We start from the raw sequence: 15,824 nt of genomic DNA on the forward strand, positions 1-15,824 counted from the left end.
CGCGCCGTCGCGCACCGCCGCGCGCGCCTCGTCTACCGCTGCGCGCAGCGCCTCGACCGTGCGTGCGTGGCCGTACAATGCTTCCAGCTCGCCGGAGCCGTGCAGCAGGGCGTCAATGCTGGGCAGATCGCGTAGGGTGGGCATAATGTTACGGTCGCCTGAGAACCATGCTATAGGAGTTCAATAAATTCTTCGACGGTGAGTCCTGCCTGCCCGATGATCCCGCGCAGCGTCCCGGTTTTGAGCGTCTTATGATTCGGCACGCTCACAAACCCATACGGATCTTGCCGTGTCAGGACGATGTGGCTGCCCGTCTGCCGCCGCACCACATACCCAACGCGCTGCAATGCGTTAACACACTCCCGGCCTGAGACTTGAGGGAGCTTGGTCATGCGGCTTCGACGACAACAAGCACACGATCGAGGTTATCATCGGGAACAGGCTGACCGTCTTCGACCAAAACGTCGATGCAGAGTTGGATCGCTTCCTTAATGTTTTCGATCGTTTCTTCGAGCGTTTCACCCTGGCTAAAACAGCCGGGCAAGCTTGGCACAGACGCCCAAAAACCACCCTCTTCTGCGGGTGTGATCACCACTTGACGCATTAACAGCCTCCCTGTCTCATTCCTACACTGATTCTAACCTGTCAGTGAGTAGAGACAAAAGCCGGGCGCTTCCATAGCTGCGGAAGGCCCGGCTTCATCTGATTCAACCCGACAGGTGCGCCTAGTGCTCGCTCTCGCCGTGCCCGTGCTTATCCGGGAACAGCGGCAGGAAGCGCAGCCCCAACGTCAGCATTAACAGCGCGTAGCCCAGCACGCCCAGCCCCACGCCCATTTCGGTCAGGCTGGGGAAGTAGTGGTGCACCGGGAACAGCTCGGCCACGCCCGGCGACCAGTCCATTGGCACGACCAGCCCGGACAGCGTCACGTTCCAGCGGTTGACGATCACGCCGATCACCGCCAGCAGCCCCCCGACGAAGATCCACAAGTCCTGGCTGCGCAGCCGTCCCGACAGTAAGATAATCGACGGGACCAGCGCGCCCAGCACCACCTCGATCCACCAGAACGTCGTGCCATACGGCGTCGTCGCGTGCAGAATTTCGTTGGCCTCCACACGCGCCGGGAGGTGGCTGTAGTAGAACGTCGCCAGGAAGTCCCACAGCTTCAGATAAAGATACGCCAGCGTCACCAGCCCGGCGAAGGTCGCTATCTGGCCGCGCAGCTTGGGCGAGATCTTACGCGTCTGCACCATGTTCTCATAGAACACCGTGATCGCCAGCGTGATCGTCGCCCCCGCCGCGACCGCCGACAGGATGAACATCACCGGCAGCGACGGCTTGAACCACAGCGGGCGCGCGACCAGCACGCCGTACGTCGCGCCCAGCGACGACTGGTGCAGCAGCGACAGCCCCAGACCGAAGATCGACACGAACGGCGTGAAGCGGTGCATCAGGTGCGCGAGCTGCGGCGCACGCGTGAAGCGCTTGCTGACCTGATCCATTTCAAGGATGGCGGGCGACAGCTCGAAGATCAACACCATCGAGTAGAACACCACGCACATCGTGATTTCCCACAGCACCGAGTGCACGTTCCAGTACACGGTCGGGTGCCAGAAGCGCTCCGGGCGACCGATGTCCATGATCAGCGCCAGCATCGCGGACGTATAGCCCACGAAGCCGACGAACACCGCGATGCGTGCGATGCGCTCGAACGACTTCACGCGGAAGATATACGCGATGGTCGAGAGCGAGAACGCGCCCGCGCCCAACGCAATCGCGGACAGGTCGATCGTGATCCACAGGCCCCACGGCACCTGATCGAGCAAGTTGGTTACTTCCAGACCGTTGATCAGCACGTTGATGCCTGAAATCGCCCCGATCAGCAGCAGGATGCCGATGAACATCGCCCAGACCGCGTAGCGCGGGTAGGTGATGACCTGACGCCGGATGGTTGTCATCATGGTTGTCATACGGTGAGGCCCTCCGGCGGCACGTAGTATACGCTTGGCTCGGTGCCGAGGTCTTCACGCAGACGGAAGTTCGGCAGTTCCTGAAGCTTCTGCGAAACCGGGCTGTTGATGTCGTTCAGGTCGCCAAACACGCGGGCCTGCACCGGGCAGATGTTGACGCACGCCGGGGTCGCCGCGCGATCTTCGCCGGGCACGAGGCCCTGCGCCAGACCACGGTCGATGCGCTGAATGCAGAACGTGCACTTCTCCATCACGCCGCGCGGGCGGCGGTCCACTTCGGCAGTGCCCCACTCCGGCTGGTAGCCGCTCGATCCGTCGCGCTCCGACCAGTTGAAGCGGCGCACGTCGTACGGGCAGGCCACCTGGCAGTAGCGGCAGCCAATGCACAGGTCATAGTCCATCACCACCAGCCCGTCTTCACGGTTGAAGGTCGCGCGGGTCGGGCACACGGCCACGCACGGCGCGTCTTCGCAGTGCAAACACGGGCGGGTCATGTGGAACGGGTCACCGTTCGGCGTAATCTCCGGCAGGTACACGTTCCAGCGCATTTCATCGGCGACGTCGTTCGTTGCCTGACAGGCATACACGCAGTACTGGCAGCCGATGCATTTGCGCAGGTCGATGAGCATTCCCCAGTGGTGGCCTTCTTCGACCACGTTCAGGTTCGTGCCGCTTCCAACAGACTGTGGTACTTCGTCCAGGGCGACTTCCTGGTCGATCAGGTCCCGCAGGGGCGGGAACTCGCTCAGCGCGAGGGCAACCGCCACGCTGGCGCCCAGGGTCGCCGTGGCCGTGACAAACTCGCGGCGGGTCAGGAATTTCTCGTTTTCCTCTAGCATGGATGGTTTACTCTGCTTATCACTCTTCCCGGTCATTAATGGTTGATGTGCGACGATGGCGGAAGCGCGAAGCAAGGGCGACGACGACTGCGCCGACCGCGAGACCCAGGATCAGCCCCTGGACCAGCCGCAGCGTGGCATTATTGTCGCCCTGAGCACGGGCCGTCTTCACTTCTGCTTCCAGCTCCTGAATGCGCACCTGCGCTTCCAGAAGCGGATGCTCGGACGATAAAGTGACGCCGGTCGAGATGGTGTCCGTGGGAGCGGCCTCAGTTGCGACCAGCTCGCCGTGACAGGTGACACACGCCTGCGTTTCGACATGAGCGGTGTGTCCGGTTGGGAACAGGTTGCCGCTGGTATAGTGCGCCAGCAGATCCTCTTCGGACGGGCGGAACCAGTGACAGTCCGTGCAATTTTGATCTACATGTGCCAAATGCGCAAAGTCATCTCGCGCATCCTCGTCGTGGCAGTTCAAACACAGCGCGTTGGCCGAGTCGAACCGCAGGGTTTGCGGGTGCGGGTTGTGGCAGGTGGTGCAGGCAAGCTGCTGCTCGCCGTGCGCGCTGGCTCTCCACTCGGCAAACGTCGTCGTGTGGCATCCGGCGCACACTTCCAGCCCCGGCTCCACGATCAGCGGCTCGTCGGGATGGTTCGCGGGCGTCTCGCCGTGGCACGCCTCGCAAGTCACGCCCTCGTGCACGTAGCTGCCCGTGCGCGCGTCGAAGCCGGTCGTGTGGCATTCCAGGCACATCGGATCGTTGTCCTGCGCACCCCATGCAGTCTGGAACACCGGATCGTCGTACGCACGCGAATGCGCGCCGCCTTCCCACGCGCTGACCACATCGACGTGACAGTCCGCGCACGACTGGATCTGCGCCTCGGCGGTGCCGTCCAGCAGGGCGTCCGTCGCCGCGCCCGTAGGCTCGACCGGTTCCGGTTGGGCGGTTGCTTCGGGCGTATCACCCTGCGCAAACGCGCCTGTGCTTGCCAGCGCAGCGCCCGCCAGTCCAAAGAATAAGATGATCAGACCGCGCAGCAGCGCTTGACGAACCAGGGAGGCAGACATGCTCACAACCCCTTAAAGAATGTGTTGGCGCAAAAGTTCATTTTCGGGAGCAAACGTAAAGTCCCAGAACGCGGCCTGGGCTTCCGTAGCCCGGAACCCCGTATTGCGTGCCATATAGAGCCGCTGGACGGGCCGCAGCCCCTCGACCGGCACTTCGATCACCAGCCCCGCGCGCAGCGCCCATTCCGCCGCCGTATGCGAGACGTACGCCGGGCCGACGCCCTCGACCACCGCCTGCACGATCGCTTCGGTATTCCACAGCGTCAGGCACGGCTGGAGCATTTCCACGCTCATATCGAACACGGCCAGCTCGCGGTTGAGCGTGATGCACGTGCCCGAAACCGGCTCGCGCAGCACGAGCTGGTACTTCACCAGATCCTCGGGCTGCACGCTGGCCCCGTGCGCCCACTCGTGATCCGGCGGGGCGATGAGCACCAGGAGATCGTCGGAAAAGTGCTGGTATTCGATCCCGCTGCGCGGCACGCGCAGGCTGGTCACCGCCAGATCCACTTCTCCCGCGCACAGCCGCTCCAGAGCCTGCTCCCGCGCGCCCACGTAACACGTCATGTTCACGCTGGGATAGCATTCCCGAAACCGCGCCATGATCTTGGGCAGCACATACTTGCCCGCGGCGGTGCTGCACCCGATCGTCAGATGGCCGATCAACTGCCCCTGGTAGACGGTGATGCTTTCTTCCAGGTGCTGCGCCTCGCGCAGCAGGTTGCGCACCATCGGCACGAGCGCTTCGCCCACTTCGTTGAGGTGGATGTTGCGTCCCGAACGGTCGAACAACTGGGTATGCAGCCGGTTCTCCAGGGTTTGGATGTGCGCGCTCACTGCGGGCTGGGAAATTTGCAGGATCCGGCCCGCCTCCGAAAAGTTCTCGGTTTCAGCCGCGATCAGAAAAACGTGAAGTTCGTGCAGCTCTAACATCGTACGGTCGCCGCGCTCCTGACCACGCCTGCGATCAGGCGTGAAGACGGTGCGACTGTATTAAAGCAAATTTCAACCGACATTGATACAGCCAAACATCATAAGAAAATCGGATAAATGTTAGTGCCTTCCATCACAAACTTCGATTAAACTGTGAGATAGTGAGGATTCTCACACGCACCGATGCGGAGTCATTTAATGCAAAAGTCTTTTAGACCCTTGCTTTGGGGAACGGTTGGCGGGCTGCTGATTCTGGCGGCGCTGTCTGGCTGCTCCCCCGATACGTCGGCCCCGGATCTGAATCAGGACGCGCGCGACGAGCGCATCCGCCAGACCCAGGCAGGGCCGCCCGCCACGCCGATCGCCCTCGTGCCCGAAGCGACCGTGCTGGCGATGGCGACGCCCAACACCACCGACGCCATCTGCCTGGACTGCCACAGCAACGAAGAGCTGCTGCGCGAGCTGGCCGTCGAGGACGAAGAACCGGAGAGCCTGTCTTCAGGCCCTGGCTGAGGTGGCTCTGTGCCTCCGGTGGAGGCCTGGGAGCGCGTCTACATCGACGCCGAGACTTATACCGTTTCCGACGTTCACGCGTATATCGGCTGCACGGCCTGTCATGGCGGCACGACCTCGTACAACATGGACGAGGCGCACACCGGCATGCTCGAAGATCCGTCCGCCGATCCGGTCGCGGGCTGTGGAAGCTGCCACCCGGACATCGCGCCGTACGCCGCCGAAAGCCTGCACATGACGCTGGAGGGTTACGACACCGCCCTGCACCAGCGCAGCGATCCCGCCAACTACGAGACATTGGAGCAGATGGAAACCTACCACTGCAACAACTGTCACGCGACCTGCGGCGACTGCCACGTCAGCCAGCCCGATTCGGTCGGCGGCGGTCTGCTGGAAGGGCACGTCTTCGTCGAGACGCCGCCCATGAGCCAGACCTGCACCGCCTGCCACGGCAGCCGCGTCAAAAACGAGTACTACGGCCTGAACGAAGGCATCCCCGGCGACGTGCACCTGCGCGAAGCGCGTATGGCCTGCGTAGACTGCCACACCGACGCGGAAATGCACGGCCAGCCGCCCTTCGACCAGGAAGCACACCGCTACGACGCGCCGCAGTCGCCCACGTGCGAATCGTGCCACGAAGATCAGATCGGTGTGGGGTCGGGCATCCCGGAGCATGAAGTCCACGGCACGGATCTGCTGTCGTGCCAGGTCTGCCACAGCACCGACTACACCAACTGCACGAACTGCCACGTGGACCGCACCGAAGACGACGTGCCGTACTACTCGGTCGAGGAGCACTGGACGACCTTCCTGATCGGCCAGAACCCCGACCGCACCACGGATCGCCCGTACAAGTACGTCACGGTGCGCCACGTCCCGGTCGATATCGACTCGTTCAGCGCCTACGGCGACGACCTGCTGAACAATTTCCTGAACCGCCCGACGTGGTCCTATGCCACGCCGCACAACACGCAGCTCGATACCCAGCAGGCGCTGACCTGCACCAACTGCCACGGCAACGACGACGTCTTCCTGACGCCGGACAAGGTCGCGCCCGCCGAGCTGGAAGCGAACCTGCCCGTGATCGTCGAGGCTGCGCCCGCCTTCCCCGAAGGCTACGAGGACTATCTGGCGACGCAGGAACCGGCGGCGGAAACGCCCGCCGAGGGTGCCAGCGGCGGCGAGACGTCCGGCGATGCGGGCTTTTGGGGCAGTGACGGCAGCGCCACCGAAGACGAAACGGAATCCGGTGACGCGGGATTCTGGGGCGCGGACGAGAGCAACGCTCCGGCGGAAACGCCCGCGGGTGATGAGTCGTTCTGGGGCGACGCCCCCGACGCCGAAAGCACCGCCGCGCCGTCTGGCGATGAGAGTTTCTGGGGCAGCGAGAGCGCTCCGGCAGGGGGCGAGGCTGTCGCCACGCCGCCTGCCACCGATGCGGATTTTTGGGGCGGTTAGCGCCGCCCCTTGATCAATGATCGAAGAATGTTTCGAACGATTGTTTACAGCATATCGCGGAGGAAGAAAACCCATGCGTAAGTTCGTATCCTTGCTTTTGGCGCTGGTGCTGGCGCTCCCGCTGGCACTGCCCTTTGCGCCCGCGCTGGCGCAGGCTGATGCAGTTGTCAGCCGCCTGGAAGAATACAACGCCAACCTGCCCGCCGGGTTTGGCAACGTCAGCGCCGACGATCTCGTCGTCGAACTGGCGGAAAACCCCGACCTCACCATCGTGGACGTGCGTGAGGTGGACGAGTATGACGGCGGCCACATCGAGGGCGCGATCAACGTCCCGATCCGCACCCTGGCCCAGAACCTCGACCTGCTGCCCGACCTCGACGCGAAGATCGTGGTCGTCTGCGGCTCGGCCTTCCGCTCGTCCATCGGCATGACCTCGCTGCAAATCCTGGGCTATACCGATGTCCGCAGCATGAGCGGCGGCATGGGCGCCTGGACCGAAGCCGGGTATGCCACCGTCCCCGAAGCGACCGAAGCCGAAGCAGGCACGGCTCCTGACATCGACGCGGACGTGCTGGCCGCCGTCGATGCCGAGCTGTCCAACCTGCCCGCAGGGTTTGGCGGCATCAAGGCCGAAGACCTCAACGTCAAGCTGACCGAAGCCGCGCCGGACATGCTGATCGACGTCCGCACGCCGGACGAGTGGGCCACGGGCTACATCGCGGGTGCGGTGCACATGCCGCTCGGCGAGCTGATGAGCTATGCGAACGACCTGCCCGAAGATAAGGCCGCCGACATCGTGATCTACTGCGCCAGCGGTCACCGGGGCAACATGGCCGCGACCATGCTGCGCACCCTGGGCTATACCAACGTCCTGAACCTGTCCGGCGGCATCAAGGCCTGGCAGTCGGCGGGCCTGCCCATCGAAGGCGCAGCCCCGGCGGAAGAAAGCGCCGAAGCCGCTGCATTTAGCATCGAGCAGGTGCTCACCGACACCATCGCCGCCATGCCTGCCAGCTTCAACGCCGTGCGCGCTGCGGACCTCGCCACCGAACTGGGCGAGAACCCCGACCTGCCGCTGGTGGACGTCCGCACCGCCGATGAGTACGCCGAGGGTCACCTCGCGGGCGCGATCAACGTGCCGCTCACCGAACTGACCGATCACCTCGATCTGCTGCCCGCGCAGGATGCCTCGTTCGTGGTGTACTGCGGCAGCGCCCATCGTTCCGCGATGGCGACCTTCCTGCTCGACCTGCTCGGCTACAGCGACGTTCGCAGCATGCTGGGCGGTTTCAAGGTCGGTGCGGATGCGGGCATCCCCACCAGCACCGACGCGGTTGAGGCCGCTGCCGGGACCGCGCCGGAAATCGACGCGGACCTGTTCGCCGCCATCGACGCCTACGTGAAGGCCATCCCCGCGGGCTACGGCACCATCAGCGCGGACGACCTGAACGTGGCGCTGGTTGAAGACGCCCCCGTGCTGATCGACGTCCGCACCGCCGCTGAGGTGGAACAGGGCAAGATCGAAGGCGCGATCATCATCGAGCTGCGCGACCTGATGGCCTCGCAGGATCAGTGGCCGCAGGACAAGGCCCAGGCGATCGTGGTCTACTCTGGCGAGAACCATCGCGGCGCGATGGCGATGGTCGCCATGCAGCTCATGGGCTACGAAAACGTGAAGACGCTGGCCGGCGGTCTGCCCGCCTGGACGGCGAAGGAATATCCGGTCGTCACCGACTGACCGTCAACCAACGTGGTTCGTCAGGGCCCCGGCGTGCTGGCTGGGGCCCTGTTTTAGCAGCCGTTACGCACGCTGCGGGCCATCGACTCGCTGTAAAATAGAGTTTGTAGGGCGGCTTGATGCTCTTTAATTTCATAAATAAATCCGGATCATCCGCGTAATGGCCCCTTTCCCTAGGCAAGCAAAAGCAAGGGAAAAACCAGGGCAGGTTGTAAACCTGCCCCTACAACGGCGAAAATGGGCCGTTGGGATCGACTAATAACAGCGGGCTTTATGTAGGGGTGGGTTTGTAACCCGCTCTGCCTTCAGCTCACCGGATTCATTGGTACATCGCATCAAACGCGCCGTTACAGATCCCTCCGGGCTTCCGCTTTTCTCTCCTCTCCAATCGAATCGGAGAGGGACCGGGGGTGAGGTTGCTTTATCCGCTGCCTGCATAACGTGTCTCAGGAAGGGCAAGATGCGCTTGAAAGCCGTGCTGCTGATCGTCGCGGGACTGCTGATCGTCGGCCTGACCGCGGTTCCGGTCATCGCGCAGGGCGACGACACCCCGCTGCCACCCATCACCGCCGAAAACGTCGGCCTGCTCCACCAGCTCCGTATTTTGAACGACGTGCACGCCTGGAACGCCGCGTGGTCGCCCGCAGGCGATCAACTGGCGGTGGGCACGCTCGACGGCGTGCTGATCTGCCGCTGCGACACGTTCGACAGTCCGCAGCAGCTTTTGCCGGGCGTGAATGCGTACCGCCTGGCCTATTCGCCGGACGGCGCGCGGCTGGCGGTCGGCACGGCGGGCAGTCCGGCCCGCGTGATGCTGCTCGACATGACCACGCAGACGCTCGCCTACGAGGTCGAGGTCGAAGCGGACGTGACCGGCCTCGCCTATTCGCCGGACGGCGCGCAGATCGCCGCCGGGCTGGACAAGGGGCACGGCGTCGTGGTGCTCGATGCCGCGACCGGAGCCGAGATCGCGCGTTATGCGTCCGAAGTGCCGGTCGAGACGCTCGAATTCACGCCCGACAACGCCGCGCTGATCTACCCCTCCGCCGAGGACATGCTGCGCCGCCAGCCGATCACCGATCAGCCCGGCGTGGACGTCAACACGTCCTGCACCGTCACCGATCTGAGCCTCTCACCGGACGGCACGCGGCTGCTGGCCTCCACCTTCGAATGCTGCGTCAACATGATGGACCTGCAAACGGGCGCGATCCTCTACGCGACCACCTGCGGCCCATCCTTCGCAGTGGACTTCAGCGCAGACGGCAGCTTTTTCGTCGTGGGCAACATCGATGGCACGCTGCACTTCATCGACACCGCCACCGGGCAGGAACTCACCTACGAAGTGCCCGCCGCCGCGCCTGACGCCGCGCCGATCACCCGGCTGGCGACCTTCACCGCCCACCGCGACCAGATCACGTACCTCAGCGTGCACCCGGATGGCACGCGCATCGTGACGGTCGGGCTGGACAACACCGTGCGCGTCTTCGGCGTGGAAGTCGAGCCGGAAGCGGCGACGCCGTGCGGCGTGGACGAGATCCCCGAAGGCGATCCGGTCGGACTGATCGCCATGCACGCCCAGCCGCTCGCGGGCGGTCCCGGCGACATAACCGCCGTGCAGGCGTGGTGTGGCAAGCACAGCGGCCTGATCGCAGGCGCGCTGTATCCCGCATGGTCGCCGGACGAGACACAGATCGCTTTCCAGCGCGTCGATCCATCCACGGGCGAGCTGACCGGCCTGTGGATCGCAAACGACGACGGCAGTGGGGCGCACGCCGTACCCGGCACGCAGCCGGACGACCGCGCGCCGTCCTGGTCGCCAGATGGGACGCAGATCGTATTCGAGGGCGTGCGCGACGGCGCGGCGGGCCTCTACATCACCGATCTGGACGCGGGCACGACCGCGCCGCTGCTGGTCAGCGACACGCTCGCCTACGCGCGGCCCGTGTGGTCGCCCGCCGGGGATCGCATCGCCTACCTCGTGCAGCAGGGCGGCGGCAGCCAGTTGTTCACCATCGCTCCCGACGGCAGCGCCCCGGCGCGCATCGGGGATCTGGACGGCGTGCTGAGCGCCAACTGGTCGCCGGACGGCACGCAGCTTGTGGCGGCGGTCCGCGCCACCCCGTTCACGTCGAACATCGTCACGGTGGACGCAGCCAGCGGCGAAACCGTCACGCTCACCAGCGGCGCGGCGGATACCGTGCCGGTCTGGTCGCCGGACGGCGCATACATCGCGTTCGTGCGCGGCGACACGCTGATGATCGTGCGCAGCACGGGCGAAGACGCGCGCCTCGTCGTGCGCCTGCCGGATACGGCGGGCAGCACCGGCCTGTCGTGGCGCGCCGCCATCGACTGATTTCCCTCCGTTTCGGCGGTTTTCACCTGCGGCGATCTTGCATAGATCGCCGCTTTGGTTCTATCCTCACGGCAGAGTTCTGTCGCTGATTCCTTGAGGAGACGACCATGCCTCAGTTTGCACGCTATTCCACCCCGACCGGCCTGCTGTGGGGCCTCGTCATCGATAACGTGATCCACGAGTGGGGCGGCGATCCGCTGGCGCTGGCCGCCAAACCGTCCCCCGGCGAGGCGCTGTTCCCTGTGGACGCCGCGCCGCTGGCCGCGCCCGCCACGCCGAGCAAGATCATCGCGGTGGGGCGCAACTACGCCGCGCACGCCGCCGAGCATCAGGCCGACGTGCCCGACGAGCCGATGCTGTTCCTCAAGCCCTCGACCGCCATCATCGGCCCCGGCGCGACGATCCAGGTTCCGGCGGGCATCGGGCGCGTGGACGAAGAAGCGGAGCTGGCCGTGATCATCGGGCGGACGGCGCACAAGGTCCGCCGCGACGACGCGCTCGACTACGTGCTGGGCTACACCTGCGCCAACGACGTCAGCGCGCGCGTCTTCCAGAAGAAGGACGGGCAGTGGGGCCGCGCCAAGGGCTTCGACACGTTCTGCCCGCTCGGCCCGATCATCAACACGGACCTGGACCCGTCCGATCTGCTCGTGCGCGGCTGGATCGGGGACCGGATGGTGCAGGAGGACCGCACGTCGAGCATGGTCTTCGACGTGCCCGCGCTGATCGAGTTCATCAGCGGCGTGATGACGCTGCTGCCCGGCGACGTGATCCTGACCGGCACGCCTGCGGGCGTCAGCGAACTGCACGACGGCGACACTGTGCGCGTCGAGATCGAGGGCATCGGGACGCTGCGGAATGGGGTGAAGGTCGGGGAGTAGGAGTCGTCGATGAACGGCAAGCCCTCATCGCAGGGTCGAGCACTCGTTCGCCTGCTGGCGCTTGCCGTTCTGTGCTTTTCCCTCGCACCCACCGTCCGCGCCCAACCGCCGGACGACGATCCCGCGCCGTATCTGTACTACTACTCCGACGTGCTGAACGGCATCGTGATCGAGCGCGCCGACGGCTCCGACAGCCGCATCATCGGGCAGGGGCTTTTTAATCGCTACGGTTCAGGCGGCATGGGCTGGTCACCCGACGGCAGGTGGTTTACGAGTCACGGCGTCATCCTCGACGCTGCTGCGAATCTCCCACTCGAAATAACGGGCCGCATCCATAGACTCAACATGTTCGACTGGTCTCCTGACGGCCACTATCTTTTCGCCTCCGGCGACATCGACGCGTGCGACGCGCGTGACGGGCGTGACGAGTGTGATACGGAAACGTTCTGGATCATCGACTTGAACGCCGATGACATCCTCGCCTCGACGACGATCCTGCCCGCCGGAGTGCCGCGCAGCAGCCGCCCGGAGTGGTCATTTGACGAGGGGCAGGTGGTTTTCTACGACGATCTGCTGCTGGGCATGAACGACCAGTTCCCGGTGCGCATCACCCTGCGCTTCGATGGCACGGTACTTCAGGAGCCGATCACCAGCGCAGAGGCCCACCGCGTATTCACCGATATGGTTTACCCCGACTCCCGTGGGGATCTGGACTCGCCAAGCGGGCATTACACCGGCTCGTGGCCGACCCAAACACTGTTGGACACAGGAACCGGGCAGTCCATTTCCCTGCCGGGCAACAGCGAAGCCACCGATCCCAGGCCGATCTACAGTAAATGGCATCCCTCCGAAAACTGGGTCATCCTCGGTTATAACGGCTGCGTCACGGACTGCTCCGCGCCCGATGAAACCACGGTCATGAGCCTGGATGGGCGGATCACGCGTGAGCTTGCCTCGTGCGGATTTGGCACGAGTTGTGTCGGCTGGCTGCCCGACACGGTCGATCTTGGCGCGCTGCCGCCCGGCCAACCGGACTCACTGACCGCTGCGCCCTTGACGATCGAATTTCTGGACTTCATGCCGGGCATCGAGCAGCCGCACGTCAGAACCTGCAACGAGCAGGGCGAGATCATCCAGGACGCCAGCACCGATGAGATCCTTTTCCTTTTCCCACATTCGTCGCCGTGCACCTTCATCGCCCCAACCCGCCTGATCGACAAGTACTTTCCGTTCGCGTTCAACCCCGCTCACACGCTTTATGCGACGCGGTCATCCCAAATGACCGGCTTGTTCGACGTTTCTACGGGTCAGTTAGTGGGGCTAATCGGCGTCTACCCGACCGATCTGGCGTTCAACGAGGACGGCTCGGTGCTTGAGGTGCGGAGCTATCAGGCGTTCACGACGTGGGACGTACAGGAGGCCATTTCGCGGTATTCGAGCAAGTGACTCGACCGCGGTCTATTCGTCACCAAGCCAAAATTCATCAGGCAGCGGCGCGTCAAAATCCTCGCTGATCCACCCGCCGGGGCGCAAATCGGGCGTGCGTTTACCTGTTCGTACAGGTGCTAGGCGCGCAACTGGTTTGTCACCATCCATTAGTAGCGCCCCTGACCGCATCTCGCAGCCAGGGGCGCTTTCAGTTCTGCCCTACTCCGCTCTCCGCGCTACGACGCCGGATCGAAGCGGTAAAGCGCGCCGTTGTAGTCCACGATGTACAGGTTCCCCGCCTCGTCCTCGCCAAACGACGCGATCTGCGGGCCGCTCGCCAGGGACTGCCCGTACTGCCACTCGCCCGCCGCGTCACGCGTCAGCCAGTACAGCACGCCGTTGCACCAGTCGCCGTAGAAGTAGGTGCCGTCCAGCTCCGGCACGGTCGTCCCGCGATACACGTAGCCGCCCGTCACCGAGCACGAGCCGTCGCTGTGCGCATATTCCGCGATCGGCATCACCACGTCCGAGGCAGGCTCCGCGCCCGAATACGGGTGCGACGCCTCGTACGCGTTCCAACCGTAATTCTCGCCGCCCGTGCTGTCGGCGGGCTGGAAGTTCACTTCCTCGTAAATATCCTGTCCCACGTCCGCGATGTACAGATCCCCGGTCGCGCGGTCGAAGCTGAAGCGCCACGGATTGCGCAGCCCCCACGCCCAGATCTCGCCGCGCACGGACGAATCGCCCACGAACGGGTTATCCGCCGGGATGCCGTAGCCCTGTCCCTCCGGCGGATTGGTCACGTCGATGCGGATGATCGAGCCGAGCAGCGTGCCCAGGTTCTGCCCGTTGCCCTCGGGATCGCCGCCGCTGCCGCCGTCACCGAGCGCCATGTACAGGTAGCCGTCCGGCCCAAAGGCCAGATTCCCGCCGTTGTGGTTGGAAAAAGGCTGTTCCTGCTGCAAGATGATTTCTTCGCTGGCGGGATCGGCGGCGTTCGGATCGTCGGAGACGTGATAGCGCGCCAGCACGGTATTGCCGTTCACGTCCGTGTAGTTGATGTAAAAGACGCCGGACTCGGCATAGTTGGACGGGAAGGCCAGCCCCAGCAGGCCGCGCTCGGTGTAGTTGTCGGTCAGCGCCTCGCGGCTGATGCGATCCGACACGTCGAGGAACGTGCCCGCCGTGCTGTAATCCGAGTTCAGCACCTGGATTACGCCGGTCTGCTGCACGACAAAGATCCGGCCCGTGCCGTCACCCGCTGCGGTCATGTAGAGGGCATGCGTAAATCCGCTGGCAACTTCGGTCAGTTGGAACGGCGCAGGCGAAGTGGCCGCAAGCTGCGGCAGGTCCGACGCTTCGCTGCGGTCAGCCTCTGGTGCGGCGAGCGCCGCCAGCGCCACCACGGCCATCACGAGTAAAACAGGGATGATCGACTTCTTCATGCAGAGGTTCTCCTTGGCTTGCCCCCCAACGATAGGTATACGGCGATCTTAAGGTTCTCCTATACGGGGTGACAACTCGCCTCTCGCCCCCGGAATGAAAACGGCGCACCCCGAAGCGTGCGCCGCTCAAATTCTGGACCCCGATTTGCTCTTGCTCTTTGCTCTTTGCTCTCTGCTAACCGCTATTCGCTACCGGCTAACCGCTACTCCACCGCCTCGTTCCATTGAAGCTGATCGCCGATTTTCACGCGATCGAGCAAGCTGGGCGTCGCCTCGATCAGATACTTGGCCGGGCGCTTCGGCGCGTAATACGGACGCCACGGCTTCGCCAGCTTGGCATCCACCACGCGCCCGCCCGCGTCTATCCACACGGCGGCGATGGCGAACGGCACGAAGAACATGTGAATCGACGTGGCGCTCGTGCTTTCGGCGTGAAAGACGAACAGCAAGCCGTCATTTTCCGCGAGACTGCGCCGCCCCATCAGACCCCTGAAGCGGCACCAGAACGTAGCGCACCAGACAGCCCGCCCCAGCACGATCTGGCTGGTGCGGGCGTTGCGAATAATGCGTCGTTGGCTCATCGCGGGATCGTCAGCACCTGGCCGGTAAAGATCAGGTTCGGGTTATAGATGCCGTTCGCCCGCTGGAGCGCATCCATCGTCACGCCGTACATCAGGCTGATGCGGAACAGGTTCTCGCCCGGCTGGACCGTATGCGTGGTCGGCCCGGTGACCGGGGTGGTTGGAACGGTCGGAACCGTCGGAACGACCACCACAGCGCCCGGAATGTTGAGCACCTGCCCGGCGTAGATCAGGTTCGGGTTGGTGATGTTGTTCAACTGCGCCAGCACCGCCGCCGTGGTGTTGTAGCGCGCGGCGATGGACGTCAGCGTGTCGCCGTAAGCGACCGTATACGTGCCGCCCACGCTGGCAACCGCCGTCGGCTGCGCGCCGGGCTGGCCGTAAATCGGCGCGGGCGTGAAGGTCGGGGGAATCTGCGTCTGGGTGTTAACCGGGATGATCAGCGTCTGGCCCACGTAAATCAGCGCAGCGCTGTTCAGCGAATTCGCCTGCACGATGGCGTTGACCGTGCTGCCGTATCGCGTGGCCAGGGCCGACACGGTGTCCCCGCGCTGCACGGTGTAGGTGATCGTGCTGCTGAAGCCGCCCGACGACGACACCGGGGTCGAGGTCGGCAGCG

At 64.3% G+C, this 15,824-nt stretch carries 16 protein-coding genes; 6 read left to right on the forward strand and 10 right to left on the reverse strand.

The annotated features are described in order from the left end of the window. From V7116_RS25920 to V7116_RS21685, 7 genes are all read right to left on the reverse strand, one after another. Positions 1–144, reverse strand: a 144-nt coding sequence (locus V7116_RS25920) for a hypothetical protein (RefSeq protein ID WP_442891861.1), incomplete at its 3' end; no start/stop codon positions are given. A gap of 26 nt (positions 145–170) precedes the next feature. Continuing rightward, complete coding sequence (locus V7116_RS21660) at positions 171–392, reverse strand: type II toxin-antitoxin system HicA family toxin (RefSeq protein WP_324394068.1); 222 nt, start codon at positions 390–392, stop codon at positions 171–173. After that, the gene (locus V7116_RS21665) at positions 389–604 is read right to left on the reverse strand and encodes a type II toxin-antitoxin system HicB family antitoxin (protein ID WP_324394069.1); all 216 of its coding nucleotides are present in this window, start codon (positions 602–604) and stop codon (positions 389–391) included. Before V7116_RS21665 ends, V7116_RS21660 begins: the two co-directional genes overlap by 4 nt. 121 nt (positions 605–725) lie before the next feature. Further along, positions 726–1,970, reverse strand: a complete 1,245-nt coding sequence (gene nrfD / locus V7116_RS21670; RefSeq protein WP_324394070.1) for an NrfD/PsrC family molybdoenzyme membrane anchor subunit — start codon at positions 1,968–1,970, stop codon at positions 726–728. Continuing rightward, complete coding sequence (locus V7116_RS21675; protein WP_324394071.1) at positions 1,967–2,809, reverse strand: 4Fe-4S dicluster domain-containing protein; 843 nt, start codon at positions 2,807–2,809, stop codon at positions 1,967–1,969. Before V7116_RS21675 ends, nrfD begins: the two co-directional genes overlap by 4 nt. 19 nt (positions 2,810–2,828) lie before the next feature. Further along, positions 2,829–3,875, reverse strand: coding sequence for a cytochrome c3 family protein (locus tag V7116_RS21680; protein WP_324394072.1), 1,047 nt, complete (start codon positions 3,873–3,875; stop codon positions 2,829–2,831). A 12-nt stretch (positions 3,876–3,887) separates the two neighbouring features. Further along, the gene (locus V7116_RS21685) at positions 3,888–4,808 is read right to left on the reverse strand and encodes a LysR family transcriptional regulator (RefSeq protein ID WP_324394073.1); all 921 of its coding nucleotides are present in this window, start codon (positions 4,806–4,808) and stop codon (positions 3,888–3,890) included. A 198-nt stretch (positions 4,809–5,006) separates the two neighbouring features. Here V7116_RS21685 and V7116_RS21690 point away from each other — a divergent pair, with 198 nt between their 5' ends. The 6 genes from V7116_RS21690 to V7116_RS21715 all read left to right on the forward strand — a co-directional run bounded on the left by V7116_RS21690 (position 5,007) and on the right by V7116_RS21715 (position 13,197). Beyond that, a complete protein-coding gene (locus V7116_RS21690) occupies positions 5,007–5,321 on the forward strand; it encodes a hypothetical protein (protein WP_324394074.1) in 315 nt (104 codons plus the stop codon). A gap of 9 nt (positions 5,322–5,330) precedes the next feature. Continuing rightward, complete coding sequence (locus V7116_RS21695; RefSeq protein ID WP_324394075.1) at positions 5,331–6,779, forward strand: hypothetical protein; 1,449 nt, start codon at positions 5,331–5,333, stop codon at positions 6,777–6,779. A 73-nt stretch (positions 6,780–6,852) separates the two neighbouring features. Continuing rightward, on the forward strand, positions 6,853–8,517 hold the full coding sequence (locus V7116_RS21700) for a rhodanese-like domain-containing protein (protein WP_324394076.1): 1,665 nt from the start codon (positions 6,853–6,855) through the stop codon (positions 8,515–8,517). A 460-nt stretch (positions 8,518–8,977) separates the two neighbouring features. Then, positions 8,978–10,870, forward strand: coding sequence for a hypothetical protein (locus V7116_RS21705; RefSeq protein ID WP_324394077.1), 1,893 nt, complete (start codon positions 8,978–8,980; stop codon positions 10,868–10,870). 107 nt (positions 10,871–10,977) lie between these two features. Beyond that, positions 10,978–11,751, forward strand: coding sequence for a fumarylacetoacetate hydrolase family protein (locus tag V7116_RS21710; RefSeq protein ID WP_324394078.1), 774 nt, complete (start codon positions 10,978–10,980; stop codon positions 11,749–11,751). Between the two features lie 9 nt (positions 11,752–11,760). Next, positions 11,761–13,197 carry a hypothetical protein gene (locus tag V7116_RS21715; RefSeq protein WP_324394079.1) on the forward strand — a complete coding sequence of 479 codons (1,437 nt, stop codon included), beginning with the start codon at positions 11,761–11,763 and terminating at the stop codon, positions 13,195–13,197. A gap of 218 nt (positions 13,198–13,415) precedes the next feature. Here the strand turns inward: V7116_RS21715 and V7116_RS21720 are convergent, their stop codons facing one another. The 3 genes from V7116_RS21720 to V7116_RS21730 all read right to left on the reverse strand — a co-directional run. Further along, the gene (locus tag V7116_RS21720) at positions 13,416–14,624 is read right to left on the reverse strand and encodes a PQQ-dependent sugar dehydrogenase (RefSeq protein WP_324394080.1); all 1,209 of its coding nucleotides are present in this window, start codon (positions 14,622–14,624) and stop codon (positions 13,416–13,418) included. Between the two features lie 203 nt (positions 14,625–14,827). Next, positions 14,828–15,205, reverse strand: a complete 378-nt coding sequence (locus V7116_RS21725; protein WP_324394081.1) for a DUF192 domain-containing protein — start codon at positions 15,203–15,205, stop codon at positions 14,828–14,830. Next, the coding region (locus V7116_RS21730; protein WP_324394082.1) for a LysM peptidoglycan-binding domain-containing protein at positions 15,202–15,824 on the reverse strand (623 nt) is incomplete at its 5' end. The genes V7116_RS21730 and V7116_RS21725, both read right to left, overlap by 4 nt.

The sequence above is a fragment of the Aggregatilinea sp. genome (assembly GCF_036822615.1).
In the GTDB taxonomy this organism is placed as follows: domain Bacteria; phylum Chloroflexota; class Anaerolineae; order Aggregatilineales; family Aggregatilineaceae; genus Aggregatilinea.